This is a genomic window from Mesorhizobium sp. M0768 (assembly GCF_040320195.1).
GTDB lineage: Bacteria > Pseudomonadota > Alphaproteobacteria > Rhizobiales > Rhizobiaceae > Mesorhizobium.
The window spans coordinates 37,160-51,983 of the sequence record NZ_JAMYPD010000034.1; the positions used below are offsets into that span (position 1 = coordinate 37,160).

Genomic DNA, 14,824 nt, shown 5'->3' on the forward strand with positions numbered 1-14,824 from the left:
CCCCGGGGCAGTTGTTTTGAGACCAGCAGCCTCGCGACTGCTGAATTCGTGTTTGCAACAGCCGTGCCAGATACGCAGAAGAGCTTTTCATCATTGATTTTGTTGAGCATTCGCAAACGTCCGCTGTGCTGGACGCATGGATAGGTGCGAATCTCCGCATAGGTCGAATTGTGCTTTGTGCGAATTCATGCACAAATGGGCGATGCTGCAACGCCCCGCCGGTGCCTTGTCTTCGACGCCCGAGCAACTCGCCAGGCGGGCGCGCCGAGCCTGGCTGCTGTTTGCGGCCATCGCGCTTTTGATCGTCACGGCAGCGCTCTACGGCGCCGGCCTTTACGGCCGCACCGCCGAGATCGGGACCCTGGCGGCGCAGGGGCGTACCGACGCCAATCTGAAGGTCGCGCTGCTGCGCGCGGTGCTCGAAAGCCCGCGCGCCCTGCCGCTGCTTTTGTCCGCAGACCAGCAAGTGCGTGACGCGCTGTCGCAGAAAAATGCCGCGGCAATCGATGTGCTGAACCGCAAGCTCGAGGGGCTGGTCTCCGGCACCAAGGCGTCGGTACTCTATGTCGTCGGCACCGATGGACTGGCGGTCGCCTCCAGCAACTGGCGCGAGCCGATCAGCTTCGTCGGCAATGACTACCGTTTCCGCGACTATTTCTCCGGCGCGATGCAGGCCGGAACCGCCGAGTATTTTGCGCTCGGCAATGTCAGCAAGCGCCCCGGCCTCTACATTTCGCGGCGCGTCGGCGACACAGACGCACCGCTCGGCGTCGTCGTCGTCAAGATGGAGTTCGACCAGCTCGAAGCCGACTGGCGCGAGGCGAATCGCCCGGCTTATGTCAGCGACGAGAATGGCGTCGTGCTGATCACCAGCGTGCCGTCCTGGCGCTTCATGACAACCGCACCGCTGGCCGCACCTAAGCAAGCCGCGATCCGCGACAGCCAACAGTTCGGCGACGCGCCGCTTGTGCCGTTGCCGATCATGCACGCGCAGGCGCTCAGCCCGGATGTGTCGATCGTCCACGCAGTAACGCCCGGCGGCAGCGACGCGGAGTATCTCAGCCTTTTCACGACGATTCCTTCGACCCCCTGGCGGCTCGACTATCTGATCCCGGCTGAAGCGCCGATCGCCGCCGCCGTCCGCGAAATGCGGCTTCTGGTGCTCGGCGTCGTCGTCCCGCTGCTCGGCCTTGCCGCGTATCTGTTGTGGCGCCGGCAGTCGGCGCAGATGCGGATTGCCGCCGAACAGGCGGCCCGCACCGAACTCGAACGCCGCGTCGTCGAACGGACCGAGGATTTGAGCCGCGCCCGCGACCGGTTGCAGGCCGAGATAACAGGCCACCGCAGCACGGAAGCCAAGCTCCAAATCGTGCAGCAGGATCTGGTCCAGGCCAACCGCCTCGCCATCCTCGGCCAGGTCGCGGCCGGTGTCGCCCATGAGATCAACCAGCCGGTCGCCACCATACGCGCCTATGCCGACAATGCCCGCACCTTCCTCGACCGCAAGCAGACCGGGCCGGCCGAGGAAAACCTCGGCGCTATCGCAGCCCTTACCGAACGCATCGGCTCAATCACCGAGGAGTTGAAGGCATTTGCCCGCAAGGGCCGCACCGCCGCCGAGCCTGTCGAATTACGTGGTGTTATCGAAGGCGCCGTCATGCTGTTGAGAAGCCGCTTTGCCGGCCGGCTCGACGCATTGGCCATCGACCTGCCGCCGCCGAGCCTCAAGGTCATGGGCAATCGAGTGCGGCTCGAACAGGTGCTGATCAACCTCTTCCAGAACGCGCTCGAAGCACTCGACGGCCGCGACGACGCTCATGTGCAGGTGTCGGTCGAGGAGACCGCGGACGGCGTGACGGTCGGCGTGTCCGATAACGGACCGGGCATTCCACCCGCGATCCTAAAATCGCTGTTCACGCCGTTCAACACCTCCAAGGAAAAAGGCCTTGGCCTTGGCCTCGTCATCTCGAAGGACATCGTCGCCGATTATGGCGGCCGCATCGAAGTTTCGAGCGACGACAGCGGCACCCGCTTCACCATTCATCTCCAGACAGCAGCGTAAGCCATGACGAATGACAATGCCGCCCCGGTGGTCCTGATCGACGACGACCGCGATCTCCTCAAGGCCACCGCGCAGACGCTGGAGCTTGCCGGCTTCTCGGTCTCGGCCTTTGCGGTGGCGGCTGAGGCGCTGGCCGGGCTCGACGCCGGTTTTACCGGCGTCGTGGTGTCGGATATCCGCATGCCTCAGATCGACGGCTTGCAGCTTTTCAATCGCATCCTGCGGCTGGATGCCGACATTCCCGTCATCCTCGTCACCGGCCACGGCGACATCGCCATGGCCGTCAAGGCGATCAAGGACGGCGCCTACGACTTCATCACCAAGCCCTTCGCCGCCGACCGGCTGGTACAGAGCGTGCGCCGCGCAGCGGAAAAGCGCCGCCTGGTGATGGAGAACCGCGCCTTGCGCGAGGCGGCCGGAGAGGCGCAGGACGGCCTGCCGCTGATCGGCCAGACGCCGGCGATGGACAGGCTGCGCCGCACACTACGCCAGATCGCCGACACCGACGTCGATGTGCTGGTGACCGGCGAGACCGGCTCCGGCAAGGAGGTGGTGGCAAGCCTTCTGCATCGCTGGAGCCGCCGCGCCAAGGGCAATTTCGTCGCGCTGAATTGCGGCACGCTGCCGGAGACCGTCATCGAGAGCGAGTTGTTCGGCCATGAGGCCGGCGCCTTCACCGGCGCGCAGAAGAAACGGATCGGCCGCATCGAGCACGCCAGCGGCGGCACGCTGTTCCTCGACGAGATCGAAAGCATGCCGGTCTCGACGCAGGTGCAGATGCTGCGCGTGCTGGAGATGCGCGAGGTCACCCCGCTCGGCACCAACGAGGTGCGCCCGGTCGACCTGCGCGTCGTCGCCGCCGCCAAGGTCGACCTCGGCGATCCGCGCCAGCGCGGCGCTTTCCGCGAGGACCTTTACTACCGGCTCAACGTGGTGACGATCTCGATCCCGCCGCTGCGCGAGCGCCGCGACGATGTCGCCCTGCTGTTCTTCTATTTCGCCGAGCGCGCCGCCGCCCGTTTCCACCGCCAGGTGCCGGCAGTGCCGGCTTCGGTGCATCGCCATCTGAGCGACCATGACTGGCCGGGCAATGTGCGCGAACTGGCGCATTTCGCCGAGCGGTTCGTGCTTGGATTGGAGGAAGGCGCCGAAGCACAACCCCCTGCCCCGACCCAATCGAACGCCGCCATGAAGCTGCCGGAGCGGCTGGAGCGCTACGAGGCCGACATCATTCGCGAGACGCTTGGCCGCAACGAGGGCGACGTCAGGCGCACGATCGAAGCGCTGGGGATTCCGCGCAAGACCTTCTACGACAAGCTCCAGCGCCACGGCATCGTGCGCAGCGATTTTTCCCGGTAACCGCCGCCGGGCCTCGACCGGGCGGCTCGGCTACTTGGCATCGTGGAAGATAATGCCGACGGTGTGGCGCATGCCGGAGCGAAGCCGGCTGACGCCGTGCCTGAGATTGACCCGGTAATTGCCCTTGCTGCCCTGGACCGGTCGATTGTGGACCGCGAAGGCGACCGCGTCGCCCCGGCGCAGCGGCACCACCTCGGCGCGGCTCTGCATGCGCGGACGCTGCTCGGTCAGCACGAACTCGCCGCCGGTGAAATCCTTGCCTGGTTCCGACAACAGGATCGCCACCTGCAGCGGGAAGGCCAGATCGCCGTAGAGATCCTGGTGCAGGCAGTTGAAGTCGCCGGGAACATATTGCAGCAGGAGCGGCGTCGGCCGCGTCTGGCCCTGCTCGTGGCATTGCTCGAGGAACGCGGCGTGTTCGTCGGGATAGCGCTGCGCGATACCCATGCGCTCGTTCCAGTCATTGGCGACCGCGGCCAGGCGCGGATAGAGCGCGGTGCGCAAGCCGCCGATCAAGTCGGGCAAGGGATAGCGGAAATAGCGGTACTCGCCCTTGCCGAAGCCATGCCGCGCCATATGGACATGGCTGCGGAAATGGCTCTCGTCCGAATAAAGTCCGGCGATATGCCGGCACTCCTGCGGCGTCAGCAGCTTTTCCATCACCGCGCAACCATAGCCGCTCAGCTCATCGGCCAGCGTCCGCCAGTCATATCCGGCAACGCGCACCTCCGCCGATTTCACCGCCGCTTTCGCGCCTATCGAATGGATGGTCATGGCTTCGCCTCCTGTGGCTTCTCTGTCATTGAGATGGGTGAAACGGCGCGCGCGGACCACCCGTTTCTTGCCGGGTGAACTCGTTAGCGATTGTCTCGGGGATTTCGTTGAATACAATGCAGCGGGGCTTGCCGCGATGGGGGGCGATTTGATCGGACGGGTTCGACAAGGGGACGGGGCAGTCCGGCAATTCCTCGTTTGCCTCGTCGTCATGCTGGTCTCGGCGCTCCCGGCCTTGTCCGCCAGCAGCGACTGCGTCAGCGACGACGAGGTCGAGGCAAGCACGCGGATCGCCGCCTGTACGCGCATGATCGAGGATGCGACAGAGCCCCTCGAAAACCGCGGTATTGCCCATTTCAAGCGCGGCAATGCCCTGACGGAACGAGGCGACTATGACCGCGCCATCGCCGACTACAGCGCGTTCATCGGCATCGCACCGACCGTCGCCAGCGGCTACTACAACCGGGGCATCAGCTGGGTCTTCAAGGGCGACTACGACAAGGGCATCGCCGATCTGGACAAGGCGATCAGCCTGGACCCTAAATATGGCGACGCCTACTACAATCGCGGCGTCGCCTGGACCTTCAAGGGCGAGAACGACCGGGCTTTGGCCGACTATGACAGGGCAATCAGTCTCAGTCCCGGAGACGGCAAAAGCTACCACAATCGCGGGCTGATCTGGTCAAGCAAGGGCGACGACGACCGCGCGATAGCCGATTTCGACCAGGCCATCAGGCTCAACCCAAACGACGCCAGTTCCCTGAACGGCCGCGCCGATGCCTGGACCAACAAGGGCGATGCGGAGCGCGCGCTGGCCGACTATGACAAGGTGATCAGCCTCGATCCGAAAAACGCACATGCCTACTACCGGCGCGGCAACGCCCGGCTGACGGGCGGCGATTTTGACGATGCCATCACCGACTACAATAAGGTCGTCGCGATCGATCCGAAGGATGCTAGCGTCTACTACAACAGAGGCCTCGCCTGGTCGAACAAGGGCGACCATGACCAGGCGCTGGCGGACTTCGACACGTCCATCAGCCTCGATCCGACATTTGCACCAGCCTATTACAGCCGAGGCGTCACTTGGGCCAACCGGGGGGACCATGACCGCGCCATAGCCGATTATGGCAAGGCGATTGGCATCGATCCAAAACTCGCCGTCGCATACTACGCGCGAGGCGCGGCCCGATCCGACGCAGGTGACGCCGATGGCGGCATCGCCGACTATGGTCAGGCCATCGCGCTCGATCCGAAATATGTCGACGCCTACAACAACCGGGGGATAGCATGGGCGGCGAAAGGCGATTTCGACGGCGCCATCGCCGACTACGACCAGGCGATCAGACTCGATCCGAAACACGCCATCTCTTATTCAAACCGGGGTCTGGCCCGAGCAAACAAGGGCGACATCGATCGTGCCATCGCCGATTACAGCCAGGCGATCACCTTCGATCCGAACCTTGGCAATGCCTATTTCAACAGAGGCATCGCCTCGCTTGCAAGGGGCGATGCGGACAGTGCCATTGCCGATTACACCCAGGCGATCAGGCTCGATCCGACAAATCCGAAAATCTACGTCAACCGTAGCGAGGCCTGGTACAAGAAGGGGGAGGACGATCACGCCATTGAGGACTCCAACCGGGCCATCGGTCTCGATCCGAAACTGACGAGCGCCTACTACAATCGGGGCACCGCCTGGCTTCGAAAGGGCAGGGACGATCGTGCTATCGCCGACTACAGCCAGACCATCACTCTCGACCCGACAAAGGCGATCGCCTACAACGACCGAGGTTTCGCCTGGAGCAGGAAAGGCGAATACGATCTCGCCATCGCCGACTACGACCGCGCGATCAGCCTCGATCCGAGACTTGTCAAGAGCTACCAAAACCGAGGCGTCGCCTGGACGGCAAAGGACCAATACAGCCGCGCTATCGCCGACTATGGCGAAGCAATCAACCTCGATCCGAAAGACGCCTCCACCTATGCTGGCCGGGGCGTCCTGTATCTCTATTCCGGCGCGACGGCGATGGCGCAGACGGATTTCGAGCAGGCGGCCTCTCTCACCCCCGACAATGCCTACTTTGCCATCTGGCTTGATATCGCGGCGCGGCGCAACGGCGCGGCGAGCCACTTGAAGGAGGCGAAAAGCAAGCTCGACATGACGAAGTGGCCGGCACCGCTGGTCAGCATGCTGCTGGGTGAAAAGACGTCCGCCGAAGCACTTTCGGATGCCGGTGCTGTGGGCCTGGCTCAGAGAACCGGACAAGTCTGCGAAACGAATTTCTACACGGCCGAGCTTAGCCGGCTCCAAGGGCATAGCGAGGAAGCCTTACGGCTTTACCGGCTCGCCGCTAGCGATTGTCCCAGGGATTTCGTCGAATACCGAGCCGCCATGAGTGCGCTGCACGATCTGGGCGTGCCGCCATAACTCTGCAAACGACCGTCTCTTTTGCCGAGAAGATCGTTGGCGAACAAGGCGATAGAGACACACCCTGCCCGACTGATCCAGGCCGGCCGGCGTCCATATGTCAGGAGCCTTCGCCAGCGCGATTCCGGTTTTCACTGGCCCGCGCTAGACTGGCAGCAACCGCAACCGGACTGCCCATAGCATGATCGTCCAGACCTGCATCAATGGCGCGCGCAGCGCCGATTTTCACCCGCGACTGCCGCTTGATCCCGAAGCCATGGCGCGCGACGGTGCGACCTGCGTCGCCGCCGGTGCGGCCGAACTGCATGTCCATGCCCGCGGGCTGGACGGTCGCGAAAGCCTGGCTCCGGCGGCGATGGACCAGACTGTGCTAGCGCTTCGTCGCGCCTGCCCTGGAACGCTGATCGGCGTGTCGACCGGCGCCTGGATCGAGAATGACGACGAGCGGACGCTGGCCGCGATCGCCGCTTGGAGCGAGCTGCCCGACTATGCCTCGGTCAATCTCAGCGAAGACGCCGCGCCCGCTATCATGGAGCGTCTGCGCCAGCGCGGCATTGGCATCGAGGCGGGGCTTGCCTCCGTCGCCGACGCCGAACGCCTGGTGAGCCTCGACCATTGCAAACGCGTGCTGCGGATCCTGATCGAAATCTCCGAGCAGGAGTCGGACGCTGCGCTGGAGATCAGCGACGATATCGCCGCCGTGCTCGACGGCGCCGGAATGCGCCGGGCAATCCTGCTGCACGGCGCCGACGCCACGGTCTGGCCTTTCGTGCACCGGGCGGCGGAACGCCGTTGGTCGACGCGCGTCGGACTGGAAGACGGCAAGGAGCTCCCTGATGGAACAGTAGCATCTAGTAACGCTGCGCTGACAGCGGCAGCCGTCGCTATCTTCGAGTCCAGCCGTTAACGCGGGAACGGCCAATCTCCTCTTCACTGGGGAGATGCCAAGTTTGGCAACGAGGCAGGCCAAAGTCGGCCGAGCATAAGTGTCGCGGCACGCTATATCAATAAAACGTATCTAAAACTTTACGTGTTAATTAAACCAACAATTAGTCGGCACATCAACGATCACGTATGTTAATGCTCTCCTGCACCGGGGACCATTTTTTGATGAACATCATTCCACAGAATGATCACGCTGCGCCGCGTCGGATTCAACAGTATACATCGATACAGGTACTGCGGGGGCTAGCAGCTCTCATGGTTGTTATCTATCATCTTCCGGCCGCGCTGGGCATGCTCGATCTGCGTATTCCCGTTCTAAACAGCGGCGTCGACCTGTTTTTCGTCATTAGTGGTTTTGTAATGGTTCTCTCGACAGAGAACAGACGCGCCGACCACCGTGTTTTTTTGATGCAGCGCTTCACGCGCGTCGTTCCCTTCTATTGGGTTATGACCTTCCTCATGGTCGCCGCACTTTGGTTGTTTGCCGGTCGTGCAGTGTTTCTTGAGCAGATCACCAATAGCCTGCTTTTCATAGCCTATCTCGATACGGTCACAGGCTATGTCCAACCGGTGCTTGGCGTGGGTTGGACGCTCAATCTGGAAATCCTGTTTTACATTCTGTTCGCAGCGACTATGCGTTTCGGCACGCTGACGCAAATGGCCATGGTCGGCGTTGTCTTTGCAATCGCCGTAGCGGCGCGCATCGTCTTCAAACCCGCCGCCGACACTGTGCTGTTTTTCTATACCACGCCAATCCTGTTTGAGTTCCTTGCCGGCATGGCGCTCGGCCACCTGGTCGGCAGACTGGCGCGTTTGCCTACCGTCCTGGGTGTCTCGGCGCTCGTGTTCGCCATCGTGTCCATGCTGGTGATGGTACTTGGCTTCAACTTGCCGCGAACCCTTGCTCAGGGAATCCCGGCCTTGATCCTTGTCGCCGGTTGCATCAGCCTGGAAAGCTATTTCCGGCTTTTTGCTCCTCGCCTGCTGGCAAGGTTGGGCGATGCCTCCTACTCTCTCTATCTGACGCATCCTATCGTGCTGCTTGCGACCGCTCCTGTCGTTGCAAGCGTCAGCGTATCACCATGGCTTGCTGGCATGGTTATTGTCACCGCCTGCATTGCCGTCTCCCTGGCCAGCTACAGTTTTGTTGAAAAGCCGATTTTGGCCATTTCGCGGATGAGCCTTTCCGCCCGTCACGTGAAGGCATGAGTTGCGGCTGCGCTCCGCGGAACCACGCTGTCCCGCCAATCTTAGACCGGCGGCGCTGAACCTTCAAAAGATCCGGAAACAAAAACCCGCCTCGGGAGGACGGGTCGTTGGAGCCAAATTGGCACCATATCCAAATTAATAGCATAGCTGCCGGCACAAAGCAAGAACAAAATGTGGCGCACTCGACGAAAATTGCCGACAGGCACAGAGCCATGGCGGATGACATGGCTCTTGCCGTTGTTAAAAATCTCTCATAAGGTATTTTCATATCTGAAAGAAAATCCAATCGTTTCTTTCCTTTTATGAAAGCCTGAGCGTTTGCGGGAACATCTCGATCAGACCGACCGGCGACTGGTCAAGCTGCTGTCGCAGGACGCGCAGCTTGGCGTCAACCGCCTTGCTGAGAAGATGGCGATCTCGGTGCCGACGGTGCGCATGCGGCTGCGCAACCTGCTCGACCGCAACCTGCTCAAGATCGTTGGGCTGCTCAACCTGACCGAGCGCCCCGAACTGATCTCGGCCATCGTCGGCATCAACGCGCAAGGGCGCGGCCGGGCCCGGGAACTGGCGCAGCGCATCTCCGAATTGCCTTTCGTGAACTCGGCCGCCGTCGTCACCGGGCGCTTCGACATCATCGTCGACGTGACCGTGGCCGGCGATGTCGCCGATCTCTACCGCGTCACCAGCGAGCTGATCCCCGGCGCCGGCGAGCCGGGCGAGGTCGTGCGCAGCGAGACTTTCGTCGTCATGGCGTCCTGCAACAAATGGGTCAGCCTGCCGGAAGGTTGCTGGTCGGACGAGACGCGGAAGGAAATGGCATGAAGATCGCGGTTCTCGGCGGGCTCGGCCTGCAAGGCCGGGCGGCTATCGCCGACCTCGTTGCCAGCGACGGCGTCGAGCAAGTGGTCTGCGTCGACACTGCAGCCGGCGGCACTGCGCGGCTCGGCGGCCTGACCGACCTTGCCCGCGTGCGTTTTGTAGTGCCGGAGGGCGCGATCGGTCCGGCGCTGGCCGAGGTGATGAAGGACGTCGATGCGGTCATCGACCTGTTGCCGCAGCCGCTGATGCGCGACGCGGTGCAGGCGGCGATCGCGACGCGCACGCCGCTGGTCACCACCAATTACGGCAAGGCCATCGCCGATCTCGCTCCCGAGGCCGAAAAGGCCGGCGTGTCGATCGTGACCGAATGCGGGCTCGACCCCGGCATCGACCTGGTGCTCTACGCGCGCGCCGCCAGCCAGTTCGACGCCATCACCGCGATCGATTCCTACTGCGGCGGCATTCCCGAGCCGAAGGCGGTGGTCGAGCCGCTGCGCTACAAGGTGAGCTGGAATTTCGACATGGTTCTGGTCAGCCAGAACCGCGACAGCGTGCTGGTCGAGGACGGCAAACGGGTCGATGTGCCGGCCGCCCGCCAGCACGACAATCGTTTCATCCACGAGATCGAGGTGGCGGGACTGGGCAGGCTCGAAGCCTTCCCCAATGGCGACGCGCCGCATTATGCCGGCATGCTCGCCGCCGCCAAGGGGCTGCAGCGCTCCGGCCGCTATTCGCTTCGCTGGCCCGGCTGGTCAGCGTTCTGGGCGCCGCTGAAGCAGCTCGGCTTTCTCTCTGAGGACAAGGTGCCCGGCACCGGCGTCAGCCCACGCGAATTCCTCGGCCGGCTGCTTGCCCCGCAACTGCAATATGGCGCGGACGAAAAGGACCTTTGCGTCATGCGCAACGTCTTTGTCGGCAGCGAAGGCGGCCGCCGCAAGACGGTGACCTCGGAGCTGGTCATCGAACGCGACCTCGCCTCCGGCCTGTTCGGCATGAGCCTCGGCGTCGGCTATCCCGCCAGCATCGTGGCGCAGATGCTGGCACGGCGCGAGATCGCCACGCCCGGCCTGCTCAACCCGCTGCTGCATGTGCCGGATGGCCGCTTCCTCGATGAGCTCGCCAGGCGCGGCATCAAGGTTGCCGAAACGGTGAGCTGGGACTGAAGGATTTTCGAACGGTGGTCGCCGCCGGCAACGGCGCTGCCGCTCAAAAAGCACCTCGATAGGGTGAAACAACAAGTGGAACAACAAACGAAACAAGGAGGAATGCCCAAATGAAGATTGCCAAGCTTTTCATCGCCGGCCTTGCGCTCGCTGGCCTTACCGCTGCCGCCAGTGCGGGAGCGCTCGACGAGATCACCAAGCGCGGAGAGTTGCGCGTCGCCGTGCAGACGCAAGGACCGCCCTTCTCGCTGGTGGGTGCTGCCGGCGAACGCACCGGCAGTTCGGTCGAACTCGCCGAACTGATGGCCAAGGAAATGGGCGTCAAGATCACCTTCCTCGACTTCGACTGGGACGGCCTGATCCCGGCGCTGCTGTCGGGCAAGGCCGATCTTCTGGTCGCCGATATGACGCCGACATTGGCGCGTGGCATGAAGGTCGCCTTCACCAAGCCTTACATGTACACGGGCAGCACCGTCTTCACCAAGGCTGGTACCGCCTTCAAGTCCACCGAGGACTGCAAGGCCAAGGGCACCAAGATTGCGGTGCTGCTCGGCGCCACCGGCGAGAAGGAAGCCAAGGCCGCCTTCCCCGATGCCGACATCAAGAGCTACAAGGGCGGCGGCCCGCTGCTGCTCGACGCCGTCAACAACGGCCAGGCCGATTGCGGCGTCAACGACGTCTCGGCGGTCAAGGGCCAGTCGACCGCTTACCCCGCCGACAGCTTCATCATCATACCGGACATGCTGTCGAAAGAGCCGCTGGCCTTCGCCACACGCTATGACGAGCAGGACCTGCTGGTCTGGATGAACCTGTTCCTCGACCAGGTCAGCCTCGACGGCCGCCTGCAGAAGAACCTCGATTACTGGGTCAATTCCGACGCCTGGAAGAAGGATCACTAAGTAGAGTGAATGGTGAATGGTGAGCAGGGAGTAGGGGGTAGGGAGTAGAGAAGAGCTACTCGCTACTTGCTGCTCCTATTCCCAATTCCCTATTCACTATTCCCTATTCCCTATTCACTATTCACCATTCACTGTCCAAAATGCTCGAAAACTTCAGCTTCCGCACCATCGTCGAATATCTGCCCCTGTTCGGGCAGGGCCTCGTCACGACCGTGTGGCTGTCTGTCCTCTCCTTTGCCGGCGCGCTCGCCGTCGGCATCGTGCTCGCCGCCATGAACCTGCAGCGCGGCCGGCTGTTCCGCGTCCCGGCCAAGGCCTATATCGACGCGGTGCGCGCCACGCCGCTGCTGGCGCAGCTTTATTTCCTCTATTTCGGCCTGCCGCGGCTCGGCTTCGTCCTGCCCGAGCTCGTCGTCGGCATCTTGGCCCTGTCGCTGAACAGCGGCGCCTATGTCGCCGAGATCATCCGCGCCGGCATCCTGTCGATCCCGCGCGGCCAAGTGGAGGCCGGCGTTGCTTCGGGCATGACCTATGTCCAGCGCATGCGCCTCGTCATCCTGCCGCAGGCGTTCAAGGTGACGATCCCGCCGCTGCTCGGCCAGGCAATCGTGCTGGTCAAGGATTCCGCCCTGTTGTCGCTGATCTCGGTCGCCGAACTGACGCGCGCCGGACAATTGCTCGCCTCCGACCGCTTCATGCCGGCGGAAGGTTTCATCACCATCGCCGCCTTCTACCTCCTGCTCTATTACGGGCTGAAGGGGCTGGCGGCGCTCTCCGGGCGCTGGCTCGGCCTGGCGGGGGCACGGACATGATCTGGCAGCAGCTGCAAAGCATCGCCGGCAGCTATCCCCTCGCCTTGCGCGGCCTCGGCATGACCGTGGTGCTGTCGCTGATCAGCCTGGTGCTGGGCACGCTGCTCGGCTTCGGCCTCGGCATCCTGCGCACCGGCGGCAACCGGCTGATCAGCGGCGCGATCGGCGCCTGGGTCGACCTGATCCGCGGCACGCCGTTCCTGGTGCAGATATTCCTGATCTTCTTCATCCTGCCGGAACTCGGCATCGAGCTCGACGCCTTCACCGCCGGCATCATCGCGCTGACCAACCTGGCCGCCTGCTTCATCTGCGAGATCGTCGTCGCCGGCATCCGCTCGGTGCCGACCGGCCAGGTCGAGGCAGCGCTTGCGTCCGGCCTGTCGCGCTGGCAGCGCATGCGCCAGGTAGTGCTGCCGCAGGCGATGCGCATCGTGCTGCCGCCGCTGGTCGGGCAATATGTGCTGCTGATCAAGGATTCCTCGGTCGTCTCGGCCATCGGCCTCACCGACCTCACCCGCGTCGGCTGGCTGGTGGTGCAGCGTGTACCCAATGGGCTGCTGGTCTTCTTCCTGGTCGGGCTCGGTTACTTCATCGTCTGTTACCCCCTGATCATGCTGGCCCGCCGGCTGGAGCAACGCATGGGCGCGGCGCATGGCGAGGTGCAGTTGTGACATCGAACCTCAAGGGTCCGGCAATATGACCAAAACCGGCATGATCGAATTTCGCGGCGTCAACAAATGGTTCGGCACGCTCAACGTGCTGAAGGACATCAAGCTCAGCGTCGAGCCGCGCGAAGTGGTCGTCGTCTGCGGCCCGAGCGGCTCGGGCAAGAGCACCCTGATCCGCTGCATCAATGGGCTGGAGACGATCCGCGACGGCGACCTGACGGTCGACGGCCAGCGCCTCGGCGACCCCGCCACCAACATGACGCGGCTGCGCACCGAGATCGGCTTCGTCTTCCAGTCGTTCAACCTCTACCCGCACAAGACGGCGCTCGAGAACGTCACCCTGGCGCCGATCCATGTCCGCAAGATCCCGCGCGCTGAAGCCGAGAAGGCCGGGCGCGAATTGCTCGCCAAGGTCGGCCTCGCCGACAAGGTGAACGCCTATCCGGCGCAGCTGTCTGGTGGCCAGCAGCAGCGCGTGGCGATCGCGCGCTGCCTCGGCATGCGCCCCAAGATCATGCTGTTCGACGAGCCGACCTCGGCGCTCGATCCCGAGATGATCTCGGAAGTGCTCGACGTCATGGTCGCGGTGGCCGAGGAAGGCATGACCATGATGGTGGTGACGCACGAGATGGGCTTTGCCCGCAAGGTCGCCCAGCGCGTCGTGTTCATGGACGCCGGCGCCATCGTCGAGAGCGGCACGCCGGATGAGTTCTTCTCCAACCCGAAGACCGACCGCAGCCGCGCTTTCCTCAGCAAGATCCTGCGGCATTGACAGCAGCGACAATACGCACCGAACCTGCCGTCGCCTTTGCGCCGAGGTTGCGCTCGAGCCTACAATGAATCATCCGCAGCGGCGCACTATGGCGACACACCGAGCGCGCGCAGTGCATTGCCTGCTGCGACATATTCGATGAAGTCGTGGGGGCAGTCGCGTACCGCAAGCCGGTACCGCCGCAAGGCTTCATCGTCACGGCCGTCGAGCCGGTAAAAACTCCGCGACATAGAGATTGGCCTCGCATAGATTTTCGCGTTTCTTGGCCGGGACCGGGACGGGATCGTCGGCTGCGGCCAACGCTGCTTCGGGCGTCTGTTCGCCAAGAAACATGCGAAACCAGCGGCGCCGGCCAACTTCACGGCCGCGGCCAAGACACTTCGGGTCTCGCCGTCGGCGATCAGCAAGATGATCAGGCAACTGGAAGCGCGGCTTAGCGCGACCCTTCTGACGCGGACCACGAGGGCGACGAGCCTGACTGAAGCCGGCGAGAGGTTTTGAGCCAGGCAGGACCGGCGCTGGAGCTCATCCTTGCCGCAATGAGGGATGCGGGAAGCTTTGCCGAAAAGCCTGCCGGCCGGTTGCGGTTGAATGTCCCGCAGATGATCTATCCGAACTTCCTCAAAGTACCAGAAACTTAGGCAATGATACTTTCCAAATCCCTGCCCCGGAGCGCCGATCTGGTTCCTTTCGTGGCTCCTGCGGACGTGGCCGCGCTGTTCGCGACCAAATCTTGCGCCGGGTTAACGTCCGCTCTGGGCCTAAGATCTGCCGAAGCGTTCAGCCGACCAAGCGGCAGCAATGGGTGGATAGTGTTGAAGAAGTCGGCGATGAAGCCGTGGATCCACTCGCACCGAAGCGTCTTGATTAAGGTCGACGCGACCTCCTCGCCTTAAGTGGCTCGGACGTTT

14 protein-coding genes are annotated in these 14,824 nt (G+C 63.1%); 12 read left to right on the plus strand and 2 right to left on the minus strand.

Annotated features, from left to right (window positions below):
* Positions 1-202 precede the first annotated feature (202 nt).
* Together NKI08_RS28915 and NKI08_RS28920 are read left to right on the plus strand one after the other, a co-directional pair.
* Positions 203-2,062, plus strand: coding sequence for a sensor histidine kinase (locus tag NKI08_RS28915; protein WP_352774351.1), 1,860 nt, complete (start codon positions 203-205; stop codon positions 2,060-2,062).
* A gap of 3 nt (positions 2,063-2,065) precedes the next feature.
* Positions 2,066-3,421, plus strand: coding sequence for a sigma-54-dependent transcriptional regulator (locus tag NKI08_RS28920; protein ID WP_352774353.1), 1,356 nt, complete (start codon positions 2,066-2,068; stop codon positions 3,419-3,421).
* A 30-nt stretch (positions 3,422-3,451) separates the two neighbouring features.
* On the opposite strand, the gene NKI08_RS28925 is transcribed toward NKI08_RS28920, so the two are convergent.
* On the minus strand, positions 3,452-4,195 hold the full coding sequence (locus NKI08_RS28925; protein WP_352774355.1) for a 2OG-Fe(II) oxygenase: 744 nt from the start codon (positions 4,193-4,195) through the stop codon (positions 3,452-3,454).
* 235 nt (positions 4,196-4,430) lie between these two features.
* On the opposite strand from NKI08_RS28925, the gene NKI08_RS28930 reads away from it, so the two are divergent.
* The 9 genes from NKI08_RS28930 to NKI08_RS28970 all read left to right on the plus strand — a co-directional run bounded on the left by NKI08_RS28930 (position 4,431) and on the right by NKI08_RS28970 (position 13,913).
* The gene (locus NKI08_RS28930; RefSeq protein ID WP_352774357.1) at positions 4,431-6,626 is read left to right on the plus strand and encodes a tetratricopeptide repeat protein; all 2,196 of its coding nucleotides are present in this window, start codon (positions 4,431-4,433) and stop codon (positions 6,624-6,626) included.
* A gap of 181 nt (positions 6,627-6,807) precedes the next feature.
* Positions 6,808-7,533 (plus strand): 3-keto-5-aminohexanoate cleavage protein, encoded by a 726-nt coding sequence (locus NKI08_RS28935; RefSeq protein WP_352774359.1) that lies wholly within the window; start codon positions 6,808-6,810, stop codon positions 7,531-7,533.
* A gap of 203 nt (positions 7,534-7,736) precedes the next feature.
* On the plus strand, positions 7,737-8,780 hold the full coding sequence (locus tag NKI08_RS28940; protein ID WP_352774361.1) for an acyltransferase family protein: 1,044 nt from the start codon (positions 7,737-7,739) through the stop codon (positions 8,778-8,780).
* Positions 8,781-9,098: 318 nt separating this feature from the next.
* Positions 9,099-9,602 (plus strand): Lrp/AsnC family transcriptional regulator, encoded by a 504-nt coding sequence (locus tag NKI08_RS28945; protein WP_023677254.1) that lies wholly within the window; start codon positions 9,099-9,101, stop codon positions 9,600-9,602.
* Positions 9,599-10,762: a saccharopine dehydrogenase family protein gene (locus NKI08_RS28950; protein ID WP_352774363.1), complete on the plus strand. Its 1,164-nt coding sequence runs from the start codon at positions 9,599-9,601 to the stop codon at positions 10,760-10,762. Before NKI08_RS28945 ends, NKI08_RS28950 begins: the two co-directional genes overlap by 4 nt.
* A 110-nt stretch (positions 10,763-10,872) precedes the next feature.
* On the plus strand, positions 10,873-11,661 hold the full coding sequence (locus NKI08_RS28955) for an ABC transporter substrate-binding protein (RefSeq protein ID WP_352774365.1): 789 nt from the start codon (positions 10,873-10,875) through the stop codon (positions 11,659-11,661).
* Between the two features lie 140 nt (positions 11,662-11,801).
* Positions 11,802-12,473 carry an amino acid ABC transporter permease gene (locus NKI08_RS28960; RefSeq protein ID WP_023720609.1) on the plus strand — a complete coding sequence of 224 codons (672 nt, stop codon included), beginning with the start codon at positions 11,802-11,804 and terminating at the stop codon, positions 12,471-12,473.
* Positions 12,470-13,144: an amino acid ABC transporter permease gene (locus tag NKI08_RS28965; protein ID WP_023677250.1), complete on the plus strand. Its 675-nt coding sequence runs from the start codon at positions 12,470-12,472 to the stop codon at positions 13,142-13,144. The genes NKI08_RS28960 and NKI08_RS28965 overlap by 4 nt, the downstream gene beginning before the upstream one ends.
* 25 nt (positions 13,145-13,169) lie before the next feature.
* Positions 13,170-13,913: an amino acid ABC transporter ATP-binding protein gene (locus NKI08_RS28970; RefSeq protein ID WP_352473770.1), complete on the plus strand. Its 744-nt coding sequence runs from the start codon at positions 13,170-13,172 to the stop codon at positions 13,911-13,913.
* An 86-nt stretch (positions 13,914-13,999) separates the two neighbouring features.
* Here NKI08_RS28970 and NKI08_RS28975 read toward each other — a convergent pair whose 3' ends face one another.
* Positions 14,000-14,143 (minus strand): hypothetical protein, encoded by a 144-nt coding sequence (locus NKI08_RS28975; RefSeq protein WP_352541232.1) that lies wholly within the window; start codon positions 14,141-14,143, stop codon positions 14,000-14,002.
* Between the two features lie 178 nt (positions 14,144-14,321).
* Between NKI08_RS28975 and NKI08_RS28980 the strand changes: the two genes are divergently transcribed.
* Complete coding sequence (locus tag NKI08_RS28980; RefSeq protein ID WP_352473773.1) at positions 14,322-14,414, plus strand: LysR family transcriptional regulator; 93 nt, start codon at positions 14,322-14,324, stop codon at positions 14,412-14,414.
* The last annotated feature ends 410 nt before the right edge of the window (positions 14,415-14,824 follow it).